Source organism: Streptomyces abyssalis (assembly GCF_001751365.1).
Taxonomy (GTDB): Bacteria; Actinomycetota; Actinomycetes; order Streptomycetales; family Streptomycetaceae; genus Streptomyces; species Streptomyces abyssalis.
Map to the genome: position 1 here is coordinate 786,098 of NZ_LJGT01000041.1, position 26,986 is coordinate 813,083.

19 protein-coding genes are annotated in these 26,986 nt (G+C 72.3%); 8 read left to right on the forward strand and 11 right to left on the reverse strand.

The features are described from left to right. The first annotated feature begins 207 nt into the window (after positions 1-207). The 4 genes from AN215_RS24340 (at position 208) to AN215_RS24355 (ending at position 7,493) form a co-directional block, all read left to right on the forward strand. The gene (locus AN215_RS24340) at positions 208-1,698 is read left to right on the forward strand and encodes a 3' terminal RNA ribose 2'-O-methyltransferase Hen1 (RefSeq protein WP_070010992.1); all 1,491 of its coding nucleotides are present in this window, start codon (positions 208-210) and stop codon (positions 1,696-1,698) included. Next, positions 1,695-4,304 (forward strand): polynucleotide kinase-phosphatase, encoded by a 2,610-nt coding sequence (locus AN215_RS24345; RefSeq protein ID WP_070010991.1) that lies wholly within the window; start codon positions 1,695-1,697, stop codon positions 4,302-4,304. The genes AN215_RS24340 and AN215_RS24345 overlap by 4 nt, the downstream gene beginning before the upstream one ends. A gap of 378 nt (positions 4,305-4,682) precedes the next feature. Further along, the gene (locus tag AN215_RS24350) at positions 4,683-6,512 is read left to right on the forward strand and encodes a LamG domain-containing protein (RefSeq protein ID WP_070010990.1); all 1,830 of its coding nucleotides are present in this window, start codon (positions 4,683-4,685) and stop codon (positions 6,510-6,512) included. A 417-nt stretch (positions 6,513-6,929) separates the two neighbouring features. Beyond that, positions 6,930-7,493 carry a hypothetical protein gene (locus AN215_RS24355; protein ID WP_070010989.1) on the forward strand — a complete coding sequence of 188 codons (564 nt, stop codon included), beginning with the start codon at positions 6,930-6,932 and terminating at the stop codon, positions 7,491-7,493. Between the two features lie 330 nt (positions 7,494-7,823). On the opposite strand, the gene AN215_RS24360 is transcribed toward AN215_RS24355, so the two are convergent. Continuing rightward, positions 7,824-10,661: a helix-turn-helix transcriptional regulator gene (locus AN215_RS24360; protein ID WP_245694687.1), complete on the reverse strand. Its 2,838-nt coding sequence runs from the start codon at positions 10,659-10,661 to the stop codon at positions 7,824-7,826. Positions 10,662-10,950: 289 nt separating this feature from the next. Here AN215_RS24360 and AN215_RS24365 point away from each other — a divergent pair, with 289 nt between their 5' ends. After that, on the forward strand, positions 10,951-11,370 hold the full coding sequence (locus AN215_RS24365; RefSeq protein ID WP_070010987.1) for a nitroreductase family deazaflavin-dependent oxidoreductase: 420 nt from the start codon (positions 10,951-10,953) through the stop codon (positions 11,368-11,370). A gap of 89 nt (positions 11,371-11,459) precedes the next feature. Here AN215_RS24365 and AN215_RS24370 read toward each other — a convergent pair whose 3' ends face one another. After that, complete coding sequence (locus tag AN215_RS24370; protein WP_070010986.1) at positions 11,460-13,751, reverse strand: FdhF/YdeP family oxidoreductase; 2,292 nt, start codon at positions 13,749-13,751, stop codon at positions 11,460-11,462. 390 nt (positions 13,752-14,141) lie between these two features. On the opposite strand from AN215_RS24370, the gene AN215_RS24375 reads away from it, so the two are divergent. Next, positions 14,142-15,101, forward strand: a complete 960-nt coding sequence (locus AN215_RS24375) for an SAM-dependent methyltransferase (RefSeq protein ID WP_070010985.1) — start codon at positions 14,142-14,144, stop codon at positions 15,099-15,101. 90 nt (positions 15,102-15,191) lie between these two features. On the opposite strand, the gene AN215_RS24380 is transcribed toward AN215_RS24375, so the two are convergent. The 4 genes from AN215_RS24380 to AN215_RS24395 form a co-directional block, all read right to left on the reverse strand. Further along, on the reverse strand, positions 15,192-15,881 hold the full coding sequence (locus tag AN215_RS24380) for a GNAT family N-acetyltransferase (protein WP_070010984.1): 690 nt from the start codon (positions 15,879-15,881) through the stop codon (positions 15,192-15,194). A gap of 74 nt (positions 15,882-15,955) precedes the next feature. Then, the gene (locus AN215_RS24385; RefSeq protein WP_070010983.1) at positions 15,956-17,173 is read right to left on the reverse strand and encodes an MFS transporter; all 1,218 of its coding nucleotides are present in this window, start codon (positions 17,171-17,173) and stop codon (positions 15,956-15,958) included. A gap of 201 nt (positions 17,174-17,374) precedes the next feature. Further along, complete coding sequence (locus AN215_RS24390; RefSeq protein ID WP_070010982.1) at positions 17,375-18,199, reverse strand: aldo/keto reductase; 825 nt, start codon at positions 18,197-18,199, stop codon at positions 17,375-17,377. 49 nt (positions 18,200-18,248) lie between these two features. After that, entirely contained in the window at positions 18,249-19,043 is a 795-nt protein-coding gene (locus AN215_RS24395) for an SDR family NAD(P)-dependent oxidoreductase (RefSeq protein ID WP_070010981.1), read from the reverse strand. A 357-nt stretch (positions 19,044-19,400) separates the two neighbouring features. On the opposite strand from AN215_RS24395, the gene AN215_RS24400 reads away from it, so the two are divergent. Then, positions 19,401-19,859, forward strand: a complete 459-nt coding sequence (locus AN215_RS24400) for a MarR family winged helix-turn-helix transcriptional regulator (protein ID WP_070010980.1) — start codon at positions 19,401-19,403, stop codon at positions 19,857-19,859. Positions 19,860-19,934: 75 nt separating this feature from the next. Here AN215_RS24400 and cobF read toward each other — a convergent pair whose 3' ends face one another. After that, on the reverse strand, positions 19,935-20,774 hold the full coding sequence (gene cobF / locus AN215_RS24405; protein ID WP_070010979.1) for a precorrin-6A synthase (deacetylating): 840 nt from the start codon (positions 20,772-20,774) through the stop codon (positions 19,935-19,937). 390 nt (positions 20,775-21,164) lie between these two features. On the opposite strand from cobF, the gene AN215_RS24410 reads away from it, so the two are divergent. Continuing rightward, positions 21,165-22,004: a cobalt-precorrin-6A reductase gene (locus AN215_RS24410; protein WP_070010978.1), complete on the forward strand. Its 840-nt coding sequence runs from the start codon at positions 21,165-21,167 to the stop codon at positions 22,002-22,004. On the opposite strand, the gene AN215_RS24415 is transcribed toward AN215_RS24410, so the two are convergent. Genes AN215_RS24415 through AN215_RS24430 form a run of 4 tightly spaced genes read right to left on the reverse strand, consistent with a single transcriptional unit; the run spans position 22,001 to position 26,986 of the window. Continuing rightward, positions 22,001-23,290 (reverse strand): sulfate adenylyltransferase subunit 1, encoded by a 1,290-nt coding sequence (locus AN215_RS24415; RefSeq protein ID WP_079123373.1) that lies wholly within the window; start codon positions 23,288-23,290, stop codon positions 22,001-22,003. The two genes, AN215_RS24410 and AN215_RS24415, sit on opposite strands and share 4 nt — an antisense overlap. Before the next feature lie 2 nt (positions 23,291-23,292). Further along, entirely contained in the window at positions 23,293-24,294 is a 1,002-nt protein-coding gene (cysD, locus tag AN215_RS24420) for a sulfate adenylyltransferase subunit CysD (RefSeq protein ID WP_079123374.1), read from the reverse strand. Then, on the reverse strand, positions 24,291-25,505 hold the full coding sequence (locus tag AN215_RS24425; protein WP_070011387.1) for a glycosyltransferase family 4 protein: 1,215 nt from the start codon (positions 25,503-25,505) through the stop codon (positions 24,291-24,293). The genes cysD and AN215_RS24425 overlap by 4 nt, the downstream gene beginning before the upstream one ends. Further along, complete coding sequence (locus AN215_RS24430; RefSeq protein ID WP_070010977.1) at positions 25,502-26,986, reverse strand: sulfotransferase family protein; 1,485 nt, start codon at positions 26,984-26,986, stop codon at positions 25,502-25,504. Before AN215_RS24430 ends, AN215_RS24425 begins: the two co-directional genes overlap by 4 nt.

Below are 26,986 nucleotides of genomic sequence, written 5' to 3' on the forward strand. Positions count from 1 at the left end.
ACGGGAATTGGCAGATCTTGAGTGCCGCGAGCCCTGCCACAGCTGTGACGCATCAGGCCCGCGTCCGGACCCACCCGGCCCGCGCGCAAGGGGAGAGGGCACTCCGAAACCACGCGCCTTGGACAGCGGAAGGCCCACGTCACGCACGCGTACGGGACCGGGGAAAAGCAGTGGGGAAGCGGGCCCCGAGCGGCGATACTCGCTCAGGTGTTCTTGACGATAAGCACCACGGGAGACGCCCGCAGCCCGGCCACCGACCTGGGGTTCCTCCTGCACAAGCACCCGGAGAGGGCCCAGCGGTTCGCCACGTCGTACGGCGACGCCCACGTCTTCTACCCCGAGGCCTCGCCCGCGCGCTGCACGGCGGCGCTCCTCCTCGACGTGGACCCGGTCTCGCTGGTGCGCCGGGGCAGGGGCAAGGGCCGCGGCGGCGCACCCGACACCGCACTGGCGCAGTACGTCAACGACCGTCCATACGCTGCGTCCTCGCTGCTCGCGGTCGCCCTGCGGACGGTCTTCGCCACCGCGATGAAGGGCCGCTGCGACGCGAAGCCGGAGCTCCCCCTGCGCGATCTGCCGCTGCGCGTGGAGGTGCCCGCGCTGCCCGCCCGCGGCGGTCCCGCCCTCGTACGGCGCCTGCTGGAGCCCCTGGGCTGGAGCGTGGAGGCCGACGCGCTCCCGCTGGACGGACAGTTCCCCGAATGGGGCGACTCGCACTATGTGCGCCTCGTCCTCACCGGAGAGCTGCGGCTCTCGGACGCGCTGCGCCACCTGTACGTACTGCTGCCGGTCCTGGACGACGCCAAGCACTACTGGGTCGCACCCGACGAGGTCGACAAGCTGCTGCAGGCCGGCGAGGGATGGCTGCCCGGCCACCCCGAGCAGACGCTCATCACCCGCCGCTATCTGACCCGGCGGCGCACGCTGACCCGGGACGCCATGGAGCGGCTGGAGCTGGCGAGGCTCGCCGAGGCCGACGACAGCGAGGCGGAGGAGCTGGACAACGCGGTCGACGAGGACGCGGACACCGAGGAGAAGCCCGTACCGCTGGCGGTGCGGCGCCGCGAGGCGATCCTGCGGGTCCTGAACGGCCAGGGGGCGCGGCGCGTCCTCGATCTGGGCTGCGGCCAGGGGCAGTTGGTGGGTGCGCTGCTGAAGGAGAGCCGCTTCACGGAGGTCGTCGGCGTGGACGTGTCGGTGCGCGCGCTGAACGAGGCCGCCAGGCGGCTGCGCCTGGAGCGGATGCCGGAGCGGCAGGCGGCCCGCGTGAAGCTGACGCAGGGCTCGCTCGCCTACAGCGACGTACGGCTCAAGGGGTACGACGCGGCGGTGCTCTGCGAGGTCGTCGAGCACGTGGACCCGTCGCGGCTGCCGGCCCTGGAGCACGCGGTGTTCGGCACGGCGGCGCCCGCATCCGTGGTCGTGACCACGCCGAACGTCGAATACAACGTCCGCTGGGAGTCGCTGCCCGCCGGGCGGTCCCGCCATCCTGACCACCGCTTCGAGTGGGACAGGGAACAGTTCCGCGCCTGGGCGGACTCGGTTGCGGGGCGCTACGGCTACGGCGTCGAGTACGTGCCCGTCGGCGACGACGACCCGGAGGTGGGCCCGCCGACGCAGATGGCCGTGTTCCGGACCGGACCGGCGGCGGAGCCCGCCACCCGAAGAACCGAAGACGAGCAGGGGGACCGCAGATGACCGCAGCCACGGACACCGCGTCGCCGCTGCTCGGAGTGCCCGACCTGTCGCTGGTCGTCCTCGTGGGCGTCACCGGATCGGGCAAGTCCACCTTCGCCCGCAGGAACTTCCTGCCCACACAGGTGCTCTCCTCGGACTTCTGCCGGGGCCTGGTGGCCGACGACGAGAACGACCAGGGCGCCACGCGTGACGCGTTCGACGTCCTGCACCACATCGCGGGCAAGCGGCTGGCCGCGGGACGGCTGACCGTCGTCGACGCGACGAACGTGCAGCCGGAGGCGCGAGGCAGACTCGTGAAGCTGGCACGCGAACACGACGTGCTGCCGGTCGCGATCGTCCTCGACATGCCGGAGAAGGTGTGCGCCGAGCGCAACGCGCAGCGGCCCGACCGGGCCGGCATGGGCCGCCACGTACTGCCTCGGCAGCGCCGTGAACTGCGCCGTTCCATGGGGAAGTTGCAGCGCGAGGGGTTCCGCAGGGTGCATGTGCTGCGCAGCCCGGAAGAGGCCGGAGCCGCCGGGATCGCGATCGAGAAGCGGTACAACGACCTGCGGCATCTGAGCGGGCCGTTCGACATCGTCGGCGACGTACACGGCTGCCGTGCCGAACTGGAGTCCCTGCTGCGGCGCCTCGGCTACGAACTCCTGCGGGACGGGCAGGGCCGGCCCGTGGACGCGCGCCACCCGGAGGGCCGCACCGCCGTCTTCGTCGGCGACCTCGTCGACCGCGGTCCGGACAGCCCCGGCGTGCTGCGGCTGGTGATGGGCATGACCGGCGCGGGAAACGCGCTGTGCGTGCCCGGCAACCACGAGAACAAGTTCGGCCGCTTCCTCAAGGGCCGCAACGTGAAGCTCACCCACGGCCTCGCCGAGACGGCCGCGCAGCTGGAGGGTGAGAGCGAGGAGTTTAGGGCGCGCGCCGCCGCGTTCGTCGACTCGCTCGTCAGCCACTACGTGCTGGACGGCGGCGCGCTCGTCGTGTGCCACGCGGGCCTGATCGAGAAGTACCACGGCCGCACGTCGGGACGGGTGCGGGCCTTCGCGATGTACGGCGACACCACGGGCGAGACGGACGAGTACGGCCTGCCCGTGCGCTACCCGTGGGCCGAGGAGTACCGGGGCCGCGCCGCGGTCGTCTACGGGCACACGCCGGTGCCGTCCGCGTCATGGGTCAACAACACCATCTGCCTGGACACCGGCTGCGTCTTCGGCGGCCGGCTCACCGCGCTGCGCTGGCCGGAGCGTGAGCTGGAGTCAGTCGAGGCCGAGCGGGTCTGGTACGAGCCGGTGCGGCCGGTGGCGGCGACGGGCACGTCCGGCCACCGGGAGCGGCCGCTGGACCTGAACGACGTCGCCGGACGGCGGATCGTCGAGACGGCGCACCACGGCCGGATCTCGGTGCATGAGGAGAACTCGGCGGCGGCGCTGGAGGTCATGAGCCGCTTCGCCGTCGATCCGCACCTGCTGCTGTATCTGCCGCCGACGATGGCGCCCTGCGCGACCTCCTCGGAGGAGGGCTTTCTGGAGCACCCTGCGGAGGCCTTCGCGGCCTACCGCGCGGAGGGTGTGTCGCGGCTGGTGTGCGAGGAGAAGCACATGGGCTCGCGTGCTGTCGTGCTGGTGTGCCGGGACGCGGAGACGGCGCGGCGCCGGTTCGGAGCCGCGAACGGCACGAGCGGCGCCGTGCACACCCGTACCGGGCGGCCGTTCTTCGACGAGCCCGCGCTCACCGAGGAGTTCCTGGCGAGGCTGCGCGAGGCGGTTGCCGGCAGCGGTCTGTGGGACGAACTGGCCACGGACTGGCTGCTGTTCGACGCCGAGCTGCTGCCGTGGTCGCTGAAGGCGTCGGGGCTGCTGCGCCGGCAGTACGCGGCCGTCGGCGCCGCCGCCGGGGCGGTGTTCCCGCCGGCGGTCGCGGCTCTCCGGGCAGCCGTGGAGCGGGGAGTGGGCGGAGAGGACGTCGCGGCGCTGCTGGAGCGGCAGCGCGAACGTGCCGAGTGCACCTGGGCGTTCACCGACGCCTACCGCCGCTACTGCTGGCCCGTGGACGGTCTCGACGGGGTGCGGCTGGCCCCCTTCCAGATACTCGCCGCCGAGGGACGCAGCCTCGCCGCGGTGCCGCACGGCGGGCAACTGGCCTGGCTCGACCGGCTCGTGGACGCCGACCGGGGAGCCGCAGCGGCGGCCGGGCGCGAGGAGCTGCTGCGCGCGACCGCGAGGGTCACGGTGGAGGCCGGCGATCCCGAGAGCGAGGCCGCAGCGGTCAAGTGGTGGCTGGAGACCACCGCGTCGGGCGGCGAGGGCATGGTCGTCAAGCCGCTCGACGCGTTCGTGCGCGGCGGGAACGGACTGGTGCAACCCGGGGTCAAGTGCCGCGGGCAGGAGTATCTGAGGATCGTCTACGGTCCCGAGTACACCCGGCCCGAGCATCTGTCGCGGCTGCGCTCCCGTTCCCTCGGGCACAAGCGGTCGCTCGCGCTGCGCGAGTACGCGCTGGGCCTGGAGGCACTGGACCGGCTGGCGGCCGCGGAGCCGCTGTGGCGGGTCCATGAGGCGGTGTTCGCCGTGCTGGCGCTGGAGTCGGAGCCGGTCGACCCGCGTCTGTGAGCGGAGCAGGGCGGTCCCGGCAGTCAGCCGTGCTGCCGGGCAGCCGGGCCGGGTTCCGGCTGCCCGGCCGTACCGGCTGCCGGGTCCGACTGGGCATTGCTCCTCACGCCGCGCCTCAAACCCCGGCCCGCTGGGACCCGCCGGTAACCACCCGTTCCGGCCATGCCGCATCCCTCAACCCTGCCCCACCGGGTGATTGGACGGTCACATCGAGAGCTGTCCCCGGCTAGGTACATATTGCCTATGGCCTTTTCAGCCTCCTTCCGATGAGCTGGAGAATGACCATTGCCACCGACGCGGTCAGGGCGTCGACCCGCACGTGAGGCATCCGGCTCGTACGGGAGGCGCAGCGGACTGCCGGGGAGATTGAACGAACGGATGGAATGCGCACGTCTGTCTGATGCGGACCTGCTCCGTCTCGTACGAGCGGGAGGGGAGCCGTCGAACGCTGCGCTCCGTGAGCTGGAGCGACGCCACTTCCAGGCGGTGAGAGTCTTCGCGTCGGCCTGCGTCGTCAGCTCCTCGGCGGCGGACGCTCTGGCCGGCCAGGCGTGGAAACAGGCGCTGCGGCCGCAGGACGGAGAAGCTTCGGGTGCGGTGCGTCCACACGCGCTGTCCGTCGTGCTGCGTACGGCCGCCGCATGGTCCCGCTCAGAGCAGCAGAGCGTTCTCAGCCCGGACTTGGTCTCCTGGGCCGCCGCGCACGCTCCGGCGCATGGGACCGGCGACGAGGACGCCCAGCCGCAGTTCCACCCCCTCTCGGTGGCCTCGCGGGCCTTCGCCGGGCTGACCGAGCACAGCCAGACGGTGCTGTGGCACAAGGCCGTGGAGCACGACGAGACGGAGCGCATCCAGGAGATCCTCGGCCCCGGCGGCGAGGCGGTGCACCTGCTGGAGCGGCGTGCGCGCAACGAGCTGTACAACGTCTACGTACAGCTCCACCAGGCCGGTCTGGCCGACGAGTGCCGGCCCTTCCACCGGATGGTCCTGGCCTACGCCGAGGAGAAGGCCATCGACATGGCGGCGGATCTCGCGCCGCACCTCGAAGGCTGTGCCGCCTGTTCGCGGGCCGTCGCCGACCTCGGGCGGATGCGCGTCGACTGCGGGGCGTTCCTCGCGGAGGCGGTCCTGCCGTGGGGAGGCGAGGAGTACGTCGCCATCAGGGCGGAGGAGGACGCCCCCGTGGGCACCGCCCTCGAACTCCTCCCGGGCGGCGCGCACTTGAGGCACACGCCGGGCCGGATGCACCGCCGCCTCTTCGGGCGCTGGGGCCCCGCCCGTCCTGTCCTCCCCGGGGGGCGGCGCACCACCCGGGTGCTGCAGAGCCTCGCCATCATCGGACTCACCTCCCTGGCCGCGGCGTTCGCCTTCTCCGGCAGCCTCCGGCCCGGTGCGCCACAGGGCAACGAGTCCGGCCCGTCCGAGAGCGCGCAGCCCGCACCGCCCGGTCAGCCCGGTCCTCCCCGCGCGACCGCCACGGCCACCTCGACCGTGACGGAGACCCCCAGCTCCAAGCCGCCCCCGGAGCGCAGCAAGGCCCCGCCCCCCGCTTCCAGGGCTCCCGTACGCGGCGCGATCCTGGAGTGGGTCTTCGAGGGGGTCAAGGGCGGTGTGGTGGCCGACACTTCGAAGAACGGCCGCAGCGGCACCTTCGCGGGCTCGCCGCCCCCGGACGCCGCCGGGGGAGGTGTCCGGTTCGCCGGACAGCAGTCCGTCGTCTCGGACGGCCCCGTCGTCGACACCGAGCGCGGCTTCACCGTGTCGGCGCGGGTCAAGCTCGACAGCCTCGGCGACGACCAGGCCGTGGTCACCCAGGACGCGGACCGGTCCAGCGGCTTCCTGCTCCAGTACGACGCGGAGGAGGACCGCTGGGAGATGCGCATCCCCGACGAGGACGAAGAGGACGCGGAGGAGGCCGAAGCCGACGAGGCGGCCACCGACTTCGGCCCTGACACGGGAGTGTGGACGCACCTGACCGGTGTCTACGACGACAAGGACGACGAGATCCGTCTCTACGTCGACGGCCGGCTTGAGGACACGACCGAGCACGAGGAAGGCGACTTCGCCTCCGACGGCGACTTCGCCGTCGGCCGCGGGCTGTCGGGCGGCGCGGGCTTCCGTGGGGTGGAGGGCACCGTCGACGACGTGAGGGCCTTCGACAGAGCGATCAGCGGGAGCGACGCGGCGGCCCTCGCCAGGAGGTCCTGACCGCTGACTGCCCGCCGCGGCGTGACTCCCTGGGGCGTGTCCGCGAGGTCCCGCCCCCGGACTCGGTTCCGGTGAGGGCTCAGCGTCGCCGGTCGCGGGGGGCGGCCCGCCCCGGGCGAAGGCCCAGGGGGCGGGCGCCGCCGCTGTGCGGACACGCCCTCGGCGCCCCGGTTCCGCCCGTACGAAGCGGGCTCGGGGCGCATTCGTGTCCGGGGAGGGCACGGGCGCTCCGTGGGTTTCTTGCGTATCCGTATATCGCCCGACCCGTATAGGCGCGTCACGGATCCGTGAGTAGCTTCCCTGGCGATCGGTATGCGGGCCCCCGGTTCGGGCCCGAGGATTCGCGGCGGTACCCCCCACGGGACCCATGGTCCGCCCGACGCGGGTGAACGCCGCCCCCCACAGAGGAGATTGCCAATGCGCACGCTGCTTCGAAGACTGACCGGCGCCGCCGCTCTCGTCTTCGCTCTCGTCTTCGCCTTCCCCGTCTCGGCGACCGCCGCCGAGATCAGCGACGCAGCACGTTCCGACGCCGCCGTCTCCGCCGTCGCGCAGCAGGCCGGCCAAGCGGCACTCTCGGAGGGCTTCCCCACCGGTGACGCGCCGGGCTCCCCCGCACTTCCCGACGCCCCCCGTGACGACAGTCCAGGCTTCACCGCCTGGACGTACCACATCACTTCCTCCTGCAGCGGTCTCGAAGGCCCGATACGCCAGGGCGCGAACTTCTGGGGCGACGCCCAGGAGACGTCCTCCAGCGGCACCCCGGTCGAGTGCACCGGCGGCTACGTGCAGGGCTGCGGCGGCGGGAACGTCGTCGGGTGCAACTGGGGCCAGGGGCAGCGCATCATGCTCTCCACGCTCGTCAGTGACTTCGCCCTGCTCGCCGCGCACGAGTTCGGGCACAACTGGTACGGGCACTCCCCCGCGGGATGCGCGAACTGGGCAAGCGCGTACGAGGTGATGCGGCCGACCATGTGCTGACGGCACCGCCGTCTCCGGCGGATCAGCCGAACGTGCGGATGGCGGCTGTCGTCATGCCGCCGGACCCTCGCAGGCGTGTGGTTGACCTCCCCCCGGCCCCGCCGGGGGAGAGGCCCCGGTTACGGCAGGACAGACGTGCCGCAGCCGTGTGAACTCACACCGCATGGGGGTCCGGCACCATGGCCGGCGTCCGGTGCACCCGCCTTCGGCTGATCCCGCCGGACAGGCTCCGGCAGGCGGCCTCCGGCGGAACCACGCCGGGGGCCGCAGGCGCGTGACGGCACCCGGCCCGGCCGCTCGCCCGTCGCGCGCCCGCCGCAGGCCCATGCTCTATCCGGGGCCGCGTCCCGCCGGTTCGGTGTGCTCCGCGAGGGCCTGCCGTGAGCTGATGCCGAGCTTGCGCATCGCCCGCGCGACGTGCTGCTCCACCGTCCGCGGAGACAGGTGGAGGGTGGCCGCTATCTCCCTGTTCGTCAGGCCGGTCGCGGCGAGTTCCGCCACCTCGCCCTCACGCGGGGACATCCGCTGGGCGTACGAGGGACGCCCCGGGGCCCGGCGCCGGGCCGCCGCGGGGCCGTGGGCGCGCAGCGTCGCCCGTACACGGGCCGCGTCCCACACCGCGCCGAGCGCGGTCAGCTGCTCCACCGTCTCCCCGAGACGGCGCGCGGCAGCCTCCGCGTCGCTGCCGAGAAGGAACGCGCAGCGCCCGGCACGCTCGGCCATCAGGGCGGACGCGTACGGGTGCGGCAGCCGCGCATAGGCCGCGGCCGCCTCCTCGAAGCGTCCGAAGGCCGCCTCCACTTCGCCGTCCTCCTCGGCCAGCACGGCCCGGCACCACAGCAGCGCGGCCGCGGCCGAAGGAGCGTCCCGTCCCGCGATGCCGTCGGCGAACTCGCCCACCTTCTCGCGCGCCTCGGAGGGTCTGCCTGCGCGGACGTGGGCCTCGGCCACCCAGGGCGCGAGCGGCGCGCCCCAGACCCAGACGCCCTTCCTCCGCAGCCGCTCCCAGGCCCAAGCGGCCGCCCTCTCCGCCGAGTCGACGTCCTGGCGTGCCAGCCGCAGCCGGATGTACGCCCCTGCCGCCGTGGTCGCGACGGGAGCCTCGCAGGCCTCCCACGCCTCGCACGCCGGCGGCTCGGACGCTCCGGACGGGCGCGGCTCACCGCACGGCAGCCAGTCCTCCGCCGCGGCCCACTCGCCCTTCGCCAGCGCCAGCAGGGCCAGCACCACGCGGGCGTCGTTCGCGACCCCGTCCTCGGCGGCGAGCCCCGTGCACCGTTCGGCGAGTCCGTCCCAGCGGCCCGTCAGCCAGTCGCGCAGGAGCGCCGTGCCGCGACCCACCCGCTCCAGGAACGGCGCCCCGCTGCGTACGGCCAACTCGACGCCCTCCAGGAGGAGTTCACCGGCCCGACGATGGTGGCCGAGATACACCGCACCGTTGGCCGTGTTGCAGAGCCCGCGTGCCGCCTGTTGCCTCTCGGCCCGCCGCGGGCTGTTGCGCGGCAGCCTCTCCACCAGTCCCCAGGCCTCCGGGTCACCGGAGTTCATCAGCACCGTCGCCCGGCACGCCGCGACAGCCGTGCGCGTCGTGCGGTCCCCTGAGGCGGCTGCCGCCTCCTCGGCGCGCCGCAGCCAGGCGAGGTTGTCACGCAGACCGAGGCCGGGGAAGAACGGGTTGGCCAGGGCCGCCGTGGCCCGCGCGGCCAGTGCGGGCCGCTCCGTCAACTCCTCGGCAGCGCGCCGCAGTTCGGCCCGCCCCTCCTCGAAGCGGCGCTTCTGGTTATGCAGCAGCAGACCGAGTTCGAGCCGCATCTCACCGCGAGCCGCGGCCGGCAGCGCCGGGTCGTCGACGATCCCGCGCAGCGCCCGCGCCGTCCCCTCCGACCGTGGGCCGAACATGGCCCCGCGAGCCAGGTTCAGCGCCAGCCGGCCCCGCTTGTCCGGCGGCAGCCCCACGGCACCCAGGACCTGCTCCAGCAGCGCGAACCGTGCCTCGTCCCCGCCGCCGGCAACGTCCCCGCGCTCGTCGCCCTCGCCGAAGTCCCCGTCCCGTTCCGGGTTCCCGTCCGCACTCTCGCCGCAGCCGCCCGCGGCCACGTGCTCCGCGGCACGCAGCCAGTCCTCCGTACGGCCGCCGCCCTGCCAGTGCCGGGCGACCCGGGTCCACGGCACAGGGGCGCGGTCCGCGAGCATCGCCGCGGCGCGTTCGTGCAGCCTCTCCCGTACGGGCCCCGGCAGTTCCTCGTACACGGCCGAGGCCTCCAGCGGTACCGCGAACCCGTACCGGCCCTGCTCCGTCTCCCGCAGCACCGAGCCGTTCAGTGCCGCCACCAGCGCCTCGTGGCCGCCGTCCCCGGTCAGCCCCGCCACGGTGGCCAGATCGCGTGCGCCGGCGGGCTCGCCGAGCACCGCGGCCGCCCAGACGACCGGACGGTGCCGCTCCGGCAGGGCACCCGCCCTGTCCAGCACCAGCTCGGCCAGGCGGACCGGCACGCCCGCCTCGTCCACGTCCCCGGCTGTGAAGTGCCTTCGGTTCCGGCCGCCTGAGGAGTCGCGCAGTGTGCACAGCAGGTCGACGACCACCTGCGGTATGCCCGCGGACCGGCGGTGCAGCCCCGTGACGAACTCCTGGGTGCAGCGCTGTGCACCGAGCAACTCCCCGGCGAGAGCGCGTACTTGCCGCTCGTCCAGGGGAGGCGGCGAGCAGCGGGTGACGGACAGCCGCGACGGGTAGTCCACGGCACGGCCCAACGGAAGCCCGGGCCGCGACAGTTGGCCTGGCCGGTAGGTGAGCACGGCCATGAAGCGTGCGGGCGGATCACTCAGCAGGTGCCGCAGCAGCCGGAGGTTCTCCTCGTCCGCGTGGTGCACGTCCTCGACGACGAGCAGCGCGGGGCGTACGGAGGCGAGCGCCGACTCCAGGGAAGGATGCGGGACGGAGCCGGCCGCCGCGCCGGGATCGGCGACGTCGGGCCCGCCGGACGTACGGAAGGTGACGGCCAGCCGCGGCACGCATCTCGCCGCCGGCGACTCCAGCAGCCGCCGTACGAGTTCACTCTTGCCCATGCCGGCTTCGCCGCCGACCAGCAGCAGCGCCGGACGCGCGGGCCCTTCCGCGTCGCCGGACAGCGCGCACGTCAACTGCCGCTCACACGTCTGCTCGCACACGAGAGGCCGCTCCTCGCCCAGTCGTCACGAACTCCTCGCCCCACCGGGCCCTCTGCGAGCGGACGCACATGCCACCGATGGCCGGTGCCCCGCTATGTATCACGTATTCGCACTTATGCACCAGAGCCGTGACTTGACGGCTCCGCAGAGTCAACTCCGGGCCCTGATGCGGTAGTACAGCCTGAGCCGGCACCGGCAGGCGTCAGCGGGACAGCAGACGGGACGCCGCCACGACGCCGAACAGGGCCGGAACCGTGTAACAGCCGCCCGCAGCAGGGGGAGATCACCGATGTCGCGTTACCACGAGCTCAAGTTCCGTGCGGTCACGGCGTTCCAGAGGAGGATCGGCAACCCCGTCACCACCCGGCTGCCTGCCCAGGTCCTCCTGGAGACCACCGGACGCAGGTCCGGACTGCCCCGCCGCACGCCGGTCGGCGGGCGCCGCACCGGCGAGACGTTCTGGCTGGTCTCGGAGTACGGCGAGAAGGCCCAGTACATCCGCAACATCCAGGCCGATCCCCGGGTACGCGTCCGTATCCGGGGACGCTGGCACACGGGCACCGCCCACCTCGTCCCGGAGGACGACCCGCGTGCACGCCTGAAGACCCTGCCCCGGCTCAACAGCGCGGCGGTGCGGGCCGTCGGCACGAACCTGCTGACGGTACGGGTCGACCTCGACGGCGCCGCCCCCGGCGTCACGGAACCCTGACCTCCCGCATACGGGCACACGGCGTACGGGCACACGGCGTGCGGGCGTGCGGGCGTGCGGGCGTGCGGCCCGCGACGGGGCAGGCGGGCTCAGCCGGGGAGCCCGGCCGGTTCCAGCCGGCAGACGATGCCCTTGGACGTCGGCGTGTTGCTGATGTCGGCGACGCTGTCGAGCGGCACGAGGACGTTGGTCTCCGGGTAGTACGAGGCGGCGGAGCCGCGTGCCGTGGGATACGCGACCACGCGGAAGCCCTTGGCCCGCCGTTCGATCCCGTCGTGCCACACGCTCACCAGGTCGACCTCGGCGCGGTCGGCGATGGCCAGCTCTTCCAGGTCCGCCGGGTTCACCAGCACCACGCGGCGGGCGTTGTGGATGCCGCGGTAGCGGTCGTTCATCGCGTACGGCACGGTGTTCCACTGGTCGTGGGAGCGGAGCGTCTGCAGCAGCAGATGACCCTTCGGCGCCTGGAGCATCGTGAACTCGTTGCGGGTGAAGACGGCCTTGCCGCCAGGGGTGTTGAACTTCCGCTCGTTGACCGGGTTGGGCAGCCGGAAGCCTCCGGGCACCGCCACCCGCGCGCCGAAGTCCTCGAATCCCGGCACGACTCGGGAGATGCGGTCCCGGACCGTGCCGTAGTCCGCCTCGAACTCCTCCCAGGGGATGGCGGGGTTCGCGCCGAGAGCCGCACGCGCCAGCCTGGCGATGATCGCCACCTCGCTCAGCAGCAGCGGCGAGGCGGGAGCCAACTTCCCTCGCGAGATGTGCACTTCGCTCATCGAGTCCTCGACGGTGACGAACTGCTCCCCGCCGGCCTGGACGTCCTTGTCGCTGCGTCCGAGCGTGGGCAGGATCAGGGCCGTCTCGCCGCACACCGTGTGCGAGCGGTTGAGCTTCGTCGAGACGTGCGCGGTCAGCCGGCAGCCGCGCAGCGCCTCCTCGGTGGCCTGGCTGTCCGGACTCGCCCGTACGAAGTTGCCCGCCACGCCCAGGAAGAGCCGCGCCTTCCCGTCCCGCATGGCCCTGATGGCGTTCACCGAATCCAGCCCGTGCTCCGCGGGCGGCGTGAAGCCGAACTCCCGCTCCAGGGCGTCCATGAAGGACTGCGGCATCCGCTCCCAGATCCCCATGGTCCGGTCGCCCTGCACGTTGCTGTGACCGCGTACGGGGCATACCCCGGCCCCCGGCCTGCCGATGTTCCCGCGCAGCATCAGGAAGTTGACGATCTCGCGGATGGTGGGCACGCCGTGCTTGTGCTGCGTCAGGCCCATCGCCCAGCACACGATGACCTTCTCCGAGCGCAGGACACGTTCGTGCAGGGCCTCGATCTCCTCGCGGGAGAGGCCGGTCGCGGTCAGCACGTCGTCCCAGCAGACGTCGCGGGCGTGTGCCGCGTACTCGGCGAAGCCGGTGCTGTGGGTCTCGATGAAGCCGTGGTCGAGCACCCCGCCGGGCGACTCGTCCTCCGCCTCCAGCAGCAGCCGGTTCAGGGCCTGGAAGAGCGCGAGGTCCCCGCCGGGGCGGATCTGCAGGAACTGATCGGCGATCTCGGTGCCGCGCCCGAGCACGCCGCGCACCTTCTGCGGGTGCTTGAACCTCATCAGCCCGGCCTCGGGAAGCGGGTTCACGGCGACGACCTGACCGCCGTTGCGCTTGGTCTCCTCCAGCGCCGAGAGCATCCGGGGATGGTTGGTGCCCGGATTCTGCCCGACGACGAGGACGAGGTCCGCGTCGTGGATGTCCTGCAGGCTCACGCTGCCCTTGCCGGTGCCCAGGGTCTCCATGAGCGCCGAACCGCTCGACTCGTGGCACATGTTGGAGCAGTCGGGAAGGTTGTTCGTGCCGTACGCGCGGGCGAAGAGCTGCAGCAGGAACGCGGCCTCGTTGCTGACGCGGCCAGAGGTGTAGAAGAGGGCCTCGTCGGGGGAGGCGAGGCCGCGCAGCTCGCCGGCGAGCAGACCGATCGCCTCGTCCCAGCCGACCGGCTCGTAGTGGTCCGAGCCGGGCCGCTTGACCATGGGCTCGGTCAGGCGGCCCTGCTGGTTGAGCCAGTAATCGGACTTCTGGTCCAGCTCGGAGACGGAGTGTTCGCGGAAGAACTCCCGGGTGACGCGGCGTGAAGTGGCCTCGTCGTTGATGTGCTTGGCGCCGTTCTCGCAGTACTCGTTGCGCTGCCGCTGCCCCGGCCCGGGCTCCGGCCACGCGCAGCCCGGGCAGTCGATGCCCTTGGTCTGGTTGACGTTCAGAAGCGTGAGCGCCGTGCGCCGTACGGAGGTCTGGCTGAGGGAGTACTGGAGGGCGTGGGTGACGCCGGGCACGCCCGTCGCCCAGGTCTTGGGCGGGGTGACGGACAGCTCGTCGTCCGGGTCCTCGATGCTGCGCATGGTCTCTTCGGTCCCTTTCTGCCGCGTACGCCGGCCCGACGGCGGCCCGGCTTCAAGAGGCACAGGGAAGCCGGGCCGGTTATGGCAGCTCTTGTCTGCGTATCGGCGCGTCCGCGACACCGCCAGCCTCGTGCGGACTTCCCGGCTGTGTCAAAGAGTTGCTTCCGATCACCTGATAGCCCTCGTCTATACACGGCATGGCGGCGGCGCGGACGCCCGGGCACGGCATGGACCCCGCAGTTCACGGACTCCCGGGAGAGGCTAGTTGCTTGGGGCTACCATCTAATAGGGTGCGGCCGGGCGGCCTCCCGTGAGGGCCCGGGCCCGCGGCCCGTCACTTGTTCGCGGGAGTCCGCCTGACCAGCACAACTGCGAACACGGAGGTGCCCGTTGAGCACGGACCAGCAGTGGGACATCGTCACCGGAGTCGGGCTGACCGCCCTGGCGGTGGCCGCGGGCAGAGCAGCCGAGTCCGCACGCCCGGACGCGCTGATGAGCGACCCCTACGCCTCCCGGCTCGTCGCCGCGGCGCAGTCGCCGGTGCCCTTTCCCTTCGCCGGTGGCTCCGCCGAGTCCGCCGGGTCCGCCGAGTCCGCCGGGTCCGCCGAGTCCGCCGGGTCAGGCGAGCCCGCGGCTTCCGCCGGCTCCGGTGCGACGGGGGTCCAGGACGAGGAGATGTGGAACGGCGCCTCCGACTACATAGGGCTGCGCTCACGGGTCTTCGACGACTACTTCCGGGACGCCGCCGGGGCCGGCATCAGGCAGGCCGTGATACTCGCCTCCGGGCTCGACACGCGCCCGTACCGGCTCTCCTGGCCCTCCGGCACGGTCTGCTTCGAGCTCGACCAGCCGGCCGTGCTCGGCTTCAAGTCGGCCACGCTCGCCGGGGAAGGAGCCACCCCGGGCTGCGATCACCGGCCGGTGCCGGTCGATCTGCGCCACGACTGGGGAGCCGCCCTGGAGGCCGCCGGTTTCGACGCCTCCCGGCCCACCGCGTGGCTCGCCGAGGGGCTGCTTCCGTACCTTCCGCCGGAGGCCGAGGTCCGGTTGCTGAAGGAGGTCAGCCGTCTCTCGGCGGACGGCAGCCGCTTCGCCGTCGAGCGGATCGACGACGTGGGACACCTGCTCGACGACCCGGTCGTGCGTGAGCGCTCGGACGCGCTCGGCATGGACTTCCCCTCGCTCTTCCCGGCGGGGGAGCGTACGCCGGTGGCAGACCAACTGACTGGCCTGGGCTGGAAGTTGGAGCACCGTACCGTCCCCGCGTCCGCCGCCGCGCTCGGCCGTCCCGAGCCGGGGCTCGCGATGCTCACCGATCACGTCACCCACACCTTCGGACGCCTCGGCTGACGGCCGCCGCGGGCGGGGGGTCGTGCCGGGCCCCGGAGGGAAGCCGGGCCCGGCACGACGGGGCGCCCGGACCGGGCCGGAGATGTTCCGTCAGATCATGTACCGGCTGTCCGCGGGAGGGAGCCCCAGCCGGGGCGGGGCGGCGCTGGGAAGTCCCGGCGTGGGCCAGGCGGCGGGCGCCGCCTGCAAAGCCGGCGGACCGTAGCCGGTCACCGGTGTCGCACGGCTCGGGGCGAGCAGCGCGTAGAGGACCGTGTCGCGCCACGTGCCGTCCGGACGTCTCTGATGCCGCCGCAGCAGACCCTCACGGACCGCGCCGATCTGCTGCATCACCTCGTGGCTTCTGCGGTCGAGGTCGTCGAGCTGCCACTGCACCCGCGAGAATCCCAGGTCGTCGAAGGCGTGCCGCAGGAGCAGCAGATGCATCTCCACGGTGGCGTACGTGCCGGTCAGCGAGTCCCCGAGCCAGTGCCAGCCGATGTCCAGCCGCTGGTCCATCACGCCGATGTTGAGGTACGCGATCCAGCCGGCGGGCCTGTGGGTGCGGGCGTTGAGCGCGACGAAGAGGAACGCGGCTCCCGCCGCCTGCTGGGCGAGCCGCTGTTCCACGATGAAGCGCATCTCTGCCTGCGAGCGCGGCGCGTGCACCGGAAGCCAGCCCCAGTCCGTCTCCAGGCCGCCCTGGGCCGCGAAGAGCTCCGGGACGTGATCGATCCTGAGTGGCTCCAGCACGACGTACCGGCCTGGCAGGGCCACGGGAGCGGGGGGCCGCGCGGTCATGTGCGGCACGCTAGCGGGCGGACCCCGTCCGGCGGGAGTCATACGCACGATCACAGCATTTCCACCGACGGCAATCAGCCGCGCACGGACGTCGGGGCTGCGGCCCCAGGGCTTGTCCGCAGAGTCCCGCCATGGCCACTCGCACCGCTCCCGCCGCGCTCCAGGGCGCTGGAGACGACGGCGAGGGCGAGCGCGGAGGCGGCCAGCACGGCGCCCACCCAGTTCGGTGCGGTGTAGCCGAGGCCCGCCGCGATGACGATGCCGCCGAGCCAGGCGGACAGCGCGTTGCCGAGGTTGAAGGCACCGATGTTGACCGCGGAGGCCAGGGTCGGCGCACCGTGCGCCTGGTCGAGTACGCGCTTCTGCAGCGGCGGCACGGTCGCGAAGCCCAGCGCCCCGATGAGGGTGATGGTGACCGCGGCCGCCCCCTTGTGGTGCGCGGTGAGCGTGAAGAGTGCCAGTACGACGGCGAGGGCGCCCAGCGACACGTAGAGCATGGGCATCAGGGCCCGGTCGGCGAGCCGCCCGCCGATCAGGTTCCCGCCGACCATCCCGAGTCCGAAGAGGACCAGGAGCAGCGTGACGGACGAGTCGGCGAACCCGGCGACGTCCGTCGTCATCGGCGTGATGTAGGTGATGGCCGCGAAGACCCCGCCGAAGCCGAGCACGGTCATCGCCATGGCGAGGAGGACCTGGACGTTCCTGAACGCGGCCATCTCGTGACGCAGTCGTACGCCCTGGGGGCCTGCCATGTCCGGCACGAGCGCCGCCACGCCGGCCAGGCCGAGCACGCCGAGTCCGGCGACGGCGAGGAATGTGACCCGCCAGCCGGCGCTCTGGCCGAGGAAGGTGCCCAGCGGTACGCCGGCGACGTTGGCGACGGTGAGTCCGGTGAACATCATCGAGATGGCTGCCGCCTTCCTCTCCGGAGCGACGAGGTCGGCGGCGACGACCGAGCCGATGCCGAAGAAGGCGCCGTGCGCCAGTGATGCCACGATCCGGCCCGTCAGCATCAGTTCGAAGGTGGGGGCGAGGGCGGAGAGCGCGTTGCCGGCGATGAAGAGGCCCATCAGCAGCATGAGCATTCGCTTGCGCGAGACCTTGGTGCCCAGGGCGGTCATGAGCGGGGCGCCGAGGACGACCCCGAGGGCGTAGCCGGTCACCAGGTGGCCGGCCGAGGGGATCGAGACGTGCAGGTCCTCGGCCACCTCCGGGAGCAGACCCATGATGACGAATTCGGTGGTGCCGATTCCGAAGGCCCCGACGGCGAGAGCCAGGAGCGCGAGAGGCATGGCGAAGCCCTTCCAAGAAGATTGAACAAGCGTGTTAACTGCACGCACAATAATTGCATACGCGTGCTACTTGCAAACGCGGGCTAAGAGTCTCGGTGTGGTCTGTCCGGTGTGCGGCGGGAACGGGCGGACGGCAAGAAGGCGCCACCCCGGGGATGGGGTGACGCCTCCTCCGGCCCTACGGACCGTGCCGCCGGAGCCTCAGTTGAGGGTGTCGGGGTCGGGGCCGGTGCGGGTGCCGTCGTCGAGCGGGGTGATGGCCGCGACGTCCTCGTCGGAGAGGGAGAAGTCGAAGACGTCGATGTTCTGCCGGATGCGCTCGGGTGTGACCGACTTGGGGATGACGACGTTGCCGATCTGGAGGTGCCAGCGCAGGATCACCTGGGCCGGTGTCCTGCCGTGCGCCTGGGCGATGGCCGTGACCGCCGGGTCCCGCAGCAGGGCGCCCTGGGCCAGCGGGCTCCAGGCCTCGGTGGTGATGCCGTGCTCGGTGTGGAAGGCGCGCAATTCGCGCTGCTGGAGCCGGGGGTGGAGCTCGATCTGGTTGACGGCGGGGACGACGCCGGTGTTCTCCAGCAGCCGGGTCAGGTGCGCGGGCTGGAAGTTGGAGACCCCGACGGCCCTCGCCCGTCCGTCGGCGTGGATCTTCTCCATGGCCCGCCAGGTGTCCAGGTACCGGTCGCGGGCCGGCAGCGGCCAGTGCACGAGATACAGGTCGACGTGGTCGAGGCCCAGCTTCTCCAGCGAGGTGTCGAAGGCGCGGAGCGTCTCGTCGTACCCCTGGTCGTCGTTCCAGAGCTTCGTCGTGACGAACAGTTCCTCGCGTGGGATGCCGGAGGAGGCCAGCGCGCGGCCGACGCCCTGCTCGTTGCCGTAGACGGCGGCGGTGTCGATGCTGCGGTAGCCGGCCTCCAGGGCCGTGCCGACGGCCGCGGCGGTCTCGTCGTCCGGGATCTGGAAGACGCCGAAGCCCAACTGCGGGATACGAACGCCGTTGTTGAGGGTGACTTGGGGGACGGTGGTCATCGGGTGGATTCCTTTCCTTGCCGCGAGGGGCGCGGCCCGGGGTCTGTGATCAAGGTATGAGGGTCGGAGCGACGCCGCCGTCGACGCGCAGGGCGGCACCCGTCGTCGCCGAGGCCTGCTCGGACGCGGCGTACAGGACGAGGGCGGCGACCTCGTGCGGACGGATCAGCCTGCCCAGCAGCGAGGTCGGACGCTCCTGCTCGATGAACGCCCGCTCGGCCTCCTCGAAGGAGGTGCCGGGCCCGACGCGGTCGGTGATGAACTCCTCGACCCCAGGGGTGAGCGTGGGGCCCGGCAGCACGGAGTTCACGGTGACGCCCGTGCCGGCCACCTCCTGGGCCATGCCGCGGGAGAGGGCGAGCTGGGCCGTCTTCGTCATGCCGTAATGGACCATCTCGGTCGGTGTCATGACGGCCGATTCGCTGCTGATGAAGAGGACCCGCCCCCACCCGCGCCGCGCCATCCGGGGGGTGTGATGACGCGCCAGCCGGACGCCGCTGAGGACATTGACGTCGAAGAAGCGCTGCCATTCCTCGTCCGGGATCTCGAAGACCGGGGCGGCCGAGAAGATGCCGGTGTTGTTCACGAGGACGTCGCAGTCGGGTACGGCTTCCACGAGCCGCCGCGTGCCCTCCGCGGTGGACACGTCCGCCGCCACGGGACGCACCGTCTTCGAGCCCGATTCCCCGGCGACGGCGCGGGCGGCCGCCGCGGTGCGTTCCTCGTCGCGTCCGTTGACCACGACGTCGGCGCCGGCGCCCGCCAGCGCGACGGCGACGGCCTTGCCGATGCCGGCGGTGGAACCGGTGACGACGGCGGTACGGCCGGAGAGGTCGATCTGCATGGGTTCCTTCCTTCATGGCGCCCGCTCCGGCCTGGGCGGGAGGCGGTCGCCGGTCGTCGTACGGGGCAGGAGCGCGTCGGTCGTACGGTCCTGCGGTCGTGGAGAAGGTGCTTCCGGGGCAGCGGAAGCCGACGCCGGGCAGGTTACTTGCGTGCGCAGCTAGTTGCAAACGCGCTATATACCCACGCGCCGGTAAAGACTGAACGACGTGCGACGCTCTGCGCGTGTGACGGGGGCCGGGTTCGGGGGAGGGCGGTCAGAATAATTGCATACGAGCCATAACGGCGTTAGCGGTATATTGTGCGGCTGCTCTACCCTTGGCCCCGGCAGGTTCTGCTTCGAGGGAGGAAGACAGAGATGACCGCGACGGACCCGGCGATGACCGCCCTCGCTCAGAGCTGGTGCGCACTGTCCCTGCTGCACGGCCGGATCGAGACGCACATCGAGCGTGCCCTGCAGGCGGGACACAGGCTCAGCGTCCGCGAGTTCTCACTCCTCGACGTCCTCAGCCGTCAGCACACCGGGCCCGGCGGTCACCTGCAGATGAAGCAGGTCGCCGACGCGGTCGTGCTCAGCCAGAGCGCCACGACCCGGCTGGTGACCCGCCTGGAGGACCGCGGACTCCTCTCGCGCTACCTCTGCCCGACCGACAGGCGCGGCATCTACACCGACGTCACCGACGACGGTCTCGCCCTCCTCGGCGAGGCGCGGCCCACCAACGACACGGCTGTCCGCGAGGCGCTCGACGAAGCGGCCAAGGACCCCGAACTCGCCCCGCTGGTCAAGGCCGTCGAGGCCCTCAGGGCGCCCGCCTGAGCGGACCCTGCGCCCGCCGGCCGGGCCCGACGGCCGCGCCCGACGGCCGCGCCCGCCCTCGGTTGCCCTCGGCCGTCAGCGGCGGTCGCCTCCGGCGGGCACGCCCGTCGAGTCGCCGGGCTCCTCGTGGGGCTCCTCCCCGGGACGGCTGCGGCGCAGGAGGTAGGTGTCCATGATCCAGCCATGCCGGGCACGGGCTTCGGCCCGCAGTTCCACGATGCGGCCGGCCACCCGGTCCAGCGGGCCGGACACCAGGATCTCGTCCTCGGTGCCGACATACGCACCCCAGTAGATCCACAGATCCTCGTCCGTGTGCCCGGTGAAGCGCTGATGGGCGTCGAGCATGACGACGACGTCGTCCGCGGAGCCGATGCCCTCGTCCAGGAGCCTCCCGGGGGTGAGCAGCACCGGGCCCCCGACTTGGTTGAGCGGCGTGCCGTGGGCCGCCGTCAGCGCCGAGACGCTGCTGATGCCGGGAACGACCTCGTAGCCGAAGGTCACGGTGCCCCGGGAGCGGATCTCCCGGAGGATGCCGAGCGTGCTGTCGTACAGACCGGGGTCGCCCCACACGAGGAAGGCCCCGCATTCACCCGGTGCCAGTTCCTCGCTGATGAGCCGTTCGCAGACGTCCGCACGCCGGTGCCGCCAGTCCCGTACCGCATCGGTGTAGGGCCCGTGGCTCTGGCGGCTGCGGTCGCGTTCCGGGTCCTCGCCTTCGACCAGCCGGTACGGCGTCCCGACGTGCTGGTCGAGCAACTGCCGCCGCAGCCGGATCAGTCCGTCCTTCTCGCTGCCCTTGTCCAGTACGAAGAAGACGTCGGCCCTCCGCATGGCGGCCACGGCAGCCAGCGTCAGGTGTCCGGGATCCCCGGCACCGATCCCGATGACCAGGATGTGCCTGTCGCCGGCGCTCACGGTGACGTCCGCCCTTCGGCGGCGGCACGGCGGTGGCAGCCCTCGCCGGGCAGCTTCCGTATGGGTCCGGGCCTGTCGTGCACGGAATCTCCTTTCGCGGGGCAGGTCGCGGTGCGCTGCGACTGCCCGGGGGACGAGGCGACATGACGAGGGAGCAAGGGGACGGGAGAACGAGGGGGCAAGGGCGAACGAGCTGCTCCGACCCTACGGACCCCTGGCGAGGGCGGTCGTGCCGGTCCGTCTCGTCGCGCGTGCGGGGCGCGAACACCGCCCCGCGGAAGGCGCCTTCGGAGCGGGCGGGCATCGACGTGCACGTGTGTGCTTCAGTGGTGCGGTGCCCGCCGAAGCCTCTCCCGCCGCTTTTCACCCCGTCCGTGAAAGGCGGCAGCGGTGAACCAGCCCCACGTGCTGATCCTCGGCGGCACCACGGAGGCCCGCCAACTGGCCTCCCTGCTGTCGGCCGAGGACGCGCGGGGCGGAGGACCCGGGGGACCGCCCGCACCACGGGCGCCCGGCGGCAGTGCGCCCGTCCCGCACCGTCTGCGCGTCACCACGTCGCTCGCGGGCCGTACCGCGAACCCCGCCCCGCTGCCCGGTGAACTGCGTACCGGAGGGTTCCCGGACGCCGGAGGGCTGTCCCGGTGGCTGACGGAACACCGGGTGGCGGCGCTCGTCGACGCCACGCACCCCTTCGCCGCGAGGATCAGCCGCCACGCGGCGCGGGCCTCGGCCCGCTCCGGTGTGCCGTTGCTCGCGCTGCGGCGGCCCGGCTGGTCCGCCGGCCCCGGCGACGACTGGCATGTCGTCGGTTCCCCGGAACAGGCCGCCGCCGTCCTGCCCGGTCTGGGGCGGCGTGCGTTCCTCACCGTCGGACGTACGGGCGCCGCCGCCTTCGCGCACCTCGACAGCGTGTGGTTCCTCATCCGTACGCTCGAAGCGCCGGAGCCTCCCGTGCCGCCCAGGGCCGAAGTCCTCCTCGACCGTGGGCCGTTCACCGTCGAGGCGGAACGCGGGCTGCTCCAGCGGTACGCCATTGACGTCCTGGTCACCAAGGACAGCGGGGGCGCCGCGACGGCCGCCAAGCTCACGGCCGCACGCGAGGCGGGTCTGCCGGCCGTGGTGATCGGCCGCCCCCCGGTGCCCGGCGGCGTCACGGTCACCTCGTCCCCGCAGGAGGCGGCGGACTGGGTTCGCGCCCGTACGGGCCGGCGCTGCACAGGCTCTGCCTAGGGAGCGTCCAGTCCCTGGCGGCCGTTCCCGAGGGCCATGCCGGCGGTGAGGGTGGAGCCGTCCGCGGCGTCGATGAGGATGAAGGACCCGGTGCGCCGGCAGTCCGCGTAGGCGTCGAGCGGGAGCGGCTCCGCGGTGCGCAGCACGACGCGGCCGATGTCGTTGACGCCCAGCCGGCCGGGGTCGGGATCGGAGGACAGGTCATCGAGAGCGAGGCGGTCGGGGATGTCCTTCACGACCGCCCGTACGGTGCGTGTGCCATGCCTGAGGAGGACGCGCGCCCCCTTGGCGAGCGGGTTCTCGTGCAGATGGCAGACGGTCGCTGTGACGTCCCGGGTGAGGGGCGGCAGCACGCCGGCCGGCGCGATCATGTCGCCGCGGGAGACGTCCAGGTCGTCGGCGAGGTGGAGGCTGACCGACTGCGGTGCCCAGGCGGCCCGCGCGCGCCGCCCGAGGACGTCGATGGCGGCGATCGTCGTCGTACGGCCCGAAGGCAGGACGGTGACCTCCTGGCCGACGTGGAAGAGACCGGAGGCGATCTTCCCCGCGTAGCCGCGGTGGCCCGAAGACCCGGCGGTCCGCGGACGGATCACGCACTGGACCGGGAACCGGGCCACGCGACGGCGCGGGTCGTGATCGATGTGGACCGACTCCAGGTGCTCCAGGACGGTCGGGCCGGGATACCAGTCCATGTGGGCCGACGGCTCGACCACGTTGTCGCCCTTGAGCGCGGAGACCGGGACCGCCGTCACGGCGGGCACGCCGAGGCGGGTGGCGTACGCGGTGAACTCCCCGGCGATGCGAGCGAACACGCCCTCGTCATGTCCGACGAGGTCCATCTTGTTGACCGCGAGCACCACATGGGGGACCCGCAGCAGCGCGGCCACGGCGGCGTGCCTGCGGGTCTGCTCCACGACGCCGTGCCGGGCGTCGAGCAGGACGACCGCGAGTTCGGCCGTCGACGCCCCGGTGACCATGTTGCGGGTGTATTCGACGTGCCCGGGGGTGTCCGCCAGGATGAAGCGGCGGCGCGGGGTGGCGAAGTACCGGTAGGCCACGTCGATGGTGATGCCCTGCTCGCGCTCCGCGCGCAGCCCGTCCGTGAGGAGCGCCAGGTCGAGATCCTGCCGGCCGCGGCTCCTCGAAGCGTTCTCGACGGCCTCCAGCTGGTCGGCGAGCACCGACTTGGAGTCGTGCAGCAGCCGGCCGACCAGCGTCGACTTGCCGTCGTCGACGGAACCCGCCGTCACGATGCGCAGCAGGCCCGGTTCCTGATCACCGGTCATGGTCAGAAGTAGCCTTCTCGTTTGCGGTCTTCCATCGCGGCCTCGGACAGACGGTCGTCGGCGCGGGTGGCGCCGCGCTCGGTGAGCCGCGTGGCGGCGACCTCGGTGATGATCTTCTCCGCTGTGTCGGCGCCGGAGCCGACGACGGCGCCGGTGCAGGACATGTCGCCGACGGTGCGGTAGCGCACCAGCCGGGTCTCCACCGCCTCGCCGTCCCTCGGGCCGCCCCAGTCGCCGGGCGCGAGCCACATCCCGTCGCGCTTGAACACCTCGCGCCTGTGCGCGTAGTAGATCGAGGGCAGTTCGATCTGCTCGCGGGCGATGTACTGCCACACGTCCAGCTCGGTGAAGTTCGACAGCGGGAAGACCCGTACATGCTCGCGGGGCGAGTGCCGGCCGTTGTACAGGTGCCACAGCTCCGGCCGCTGCCGCCGGGGGTCCCAGCCCCCGAACTCGTCCCGCAGGCTGAACACCCGCTCCTTGGCGCGTGCCTTCTCCTCGTCCCGGCGCCCGCCGCCGAAGACCGCGTCGAAGCGCCCGGTCTCGATGGCGTGCAGCAGCGGAACGGTCTGCAGCGGGTTGCGGGTGCCGTCCGGCCGGTCCCGCAGCTCGCCGGAGTCGATGAACTCCTGCACCGACGCCACGTGCAGCTGCAGGGAGTTCCGGGCGACCACCCGGTCCCGGTATGCGAGCACCTCCGGAAAGTTGTGCCCGGTGTCGACGTGCAGCAGCGCGAACGGCAGCGGTGCCGGGGCGAACGCCTTGAGAGCCAGGTGCAGCATCACGGCGGAGTCCTTGCCGCCGGAGAAGAGGAGCACCGGTCGCTCGAACTCCCCGGAGACCTCCCGGAAGACGTGCACCGCCTCCGATTCCAGCACGTCCAGATTCGGCAGCTGGAAGTCCTCGGCGCTCGTCCGGTCGTCGAAGGGATCCAGGCCGGAGGTCGCGGGCCGGTCAGCCGTACGGCGGTCCTGGCGCGGTCCGGGTATGCGGTCGCCGTTCATTGGCTCCGTCCGTGGTCGGCTTCGCTCGGGGGCGCGCTGAGCTCGTTGAAGAGCCGCTCCCACTGCGGCTGGACCGCGGCGGGGGAGTAGGAGCTGCGGGCGGTGGCCAGGGCGGCGGCACCCACGTCGGCGCGCAGCCCCTCGTCGGCCATCAGCCGGCTGATGGCGCTGCCGAGTGCGTCGATGTCGTCGGGAGGCACCAGCAGGCCGTCCTTCCCGTCGGTGATGACGTCGGCAGGGCCGGTCGGGCAGTCGAAGCTCACCACCGGCAGGCCGTGCGTCATCGCTTCCAGCATCACCATGGGGAGGCCCTCGAAGCGTGAACTGAGCACGTAGAAGGACGCGTTGGTCAGCTCGTCGTCGAGGTGCGAGGTGTGGCCCATCAGGAAGACGTGGTTGTACAGCTCGTACTCGGTGATGAGGGCGCGCAGCTCGTCGCGGCGTTCGCCCGTGCCGAAGATGCGCAGCTGCCAGTCCGGATGCTCGCGCACGGCCTGTGCGAAGGCGGGGATGAGAAGGTCGAAGCCCTTCTGCCAGAACAGCCGGCCCGCCGCCACCGCGACCTTGTTCGTGTACGTGCTGCGCCGCTGCTGCTCCACGGCGTGTACGGCGTTGGGAATCCGCACCACCCGCGTGCCGGGCAGCACCCGCTCGTACTCCTCACGGTCGCCGTGAGTGAGCACCGCGACGGCGTCGAATCGGTCGTAGAGGCTGGTGATGGCCGCCCGGATGTCCTTCTTGTACGTGCCGAGGTTCATGTGCTCCTGGGCGACGCAGACGACCTCCGGGCGTGCGTACTTGGCGACCAGGAAGTTCAGGCCCGGCCGGGTGGAGACGAGGACCCCGTCGCGCACCTCCCGCAGCAGGCGGATCACCGCCTTCTCCGCCTGCAGGCTGAAGAGCTCGTAGCCGAACTCGCCGCGCGGTACGTGCCGCGGCGCCCTCCCGGCGTCACGGGCGCGCCGGGCGTCCCGGGCGCGCGCCAAGGGGCCGCGTCCGGCAGCGGCGGTGCGGGTGCTCTCCCGCTCGTCCACGAGGGCTCTCAGACGTACGCGGCTGTCGAGCGGGAAGCGGGGTGCCGCCCGCCGCCGCAGCACGCTGATCACCTCGACGTCGTGGCCGGCTGCTGCCATCGCCTCGGCCTGGTTGAAGACGGTGCGGATGGTGCCGCCCGTTCCGTAGGCGTGCAGCAGCAGGTAGCGGATCCTCATGATGCCGACTGCGCCTCGTGCCGCGGCGCGAGGCATTCGACCGACAGGTTGTCCTTGACCGTGTAGTACGGCTGGACCAGCGGCGCACCGTCGTGCTCGCCCGCCGGCTGGGCGGGAAACTCGACGATGTCCTTCTTGCCCTTGATGCCGTCCAGCCGCCGCCCGGCCCGCAGCCGCACCTCGCCGCCGGCGCTCTGCGACACGAGATGGATGTCCCAGCGGCCCGGTACGGGCAGTTCGCCTGCCGCCAGGTCCGCCACCGGGAAGGAGCCGTCGAAGCGGGTGCCTTCCATGGCGACGGGGTATTCGAGACGGCGGTCCTTGTGCCCGCGCAGGGTGAGCAGCAGCCGCCAGGGGCCGCCTGCCGCCTCCGCCTCCGTCTCCGGCGCCGGTTCCGCTCCCTGCTCCGTTTCCGGTTGCGTTTCCGCTTCCGTTCCGGCCTCGGGCTCCGGCAGGCCGTGTGCGTGTCCGACCAGCCGGATGCGGCCCTCGCGGGGCCACACCTCGGCGACCTCCGCGTGTCCCTTCCCGGCCTGCTGCCCGCCGGCGTCCCGCGCGTCCCGGCCGCTGCCGGCTCCCGAGTAGCCCCACGCCCTGCTGATCTCCCGCAGCGGCTCGGGGATCTCGTCCGGCCCCGGCAGGTCACGGCCCTGCTGGACGTGGCCGGTGCGGATCTTTTCCTTCCAGTCGCCCAGGCCCTTCTGCAGGTTGTGCAGATCGCTCCCCGCCCCGGCCCCGTACTCGAGCATTCCCGGCTCGAAGGGGACGTCGAGGAACGCGCAGATGCCCTTGAGGGTGGCCTCCGGATCGGCGGTCAGGTCCTCGTAGCGCACGACGTGACCGGGCAGGTTCCTGCGGGCCCGTTCCACCGCCCGCATGTAGCGCAGGGCGTCCAGGGCGGCTTCCTCGGGGTTGCGCTTGTCCGGGTCGGCCTCGTGCCAGGACTCGGCGACCGAGGCGGGGTGGCGCAGCAGGAAGACGAAGCGGGCGTCGGGCCAGCAGGCGGCGATGCGCTGGTAGGCGAAGGCGTTGCTGGGGGTCTTCTCGACGATCGTGCTCTTGCCGGCCCTGACCAGTTCACGGTGCATCACACGGTCCCAGAGCAGGTGCTCGAGGTCGCCGCGCTCCAGCCCGAGCGCCGCCATGGAGCGCTCGCCGAGCCCGGTGCTGGAGCGGACCTCCAGCCGGCGCACATGGAGTTCGTGCGGAGAGTGCAGCTGCGAGTGCGCGCCGAGCAGCAGCCGCAGGAGCGTGGAGCCGGAGCGTACGGGGGCGATCACGAACACCGGACGCTTCAGCAGCCGGTCCACCGCGGGGTCGTCGGGGGCGCGGAAGTCCACCCGGTCCTGCTTGCCCTTCGCGGTCGTCGCCGTTTCCGGCCGCGGCTCCGCCGGGCGGGCCGGTCTGGGTCGGCCGGCGCGGCGGACCTCGTACCCGGTGACCGAGCCGAGCTTTCTGTTGAGCTTTCCGACGAGAGACAT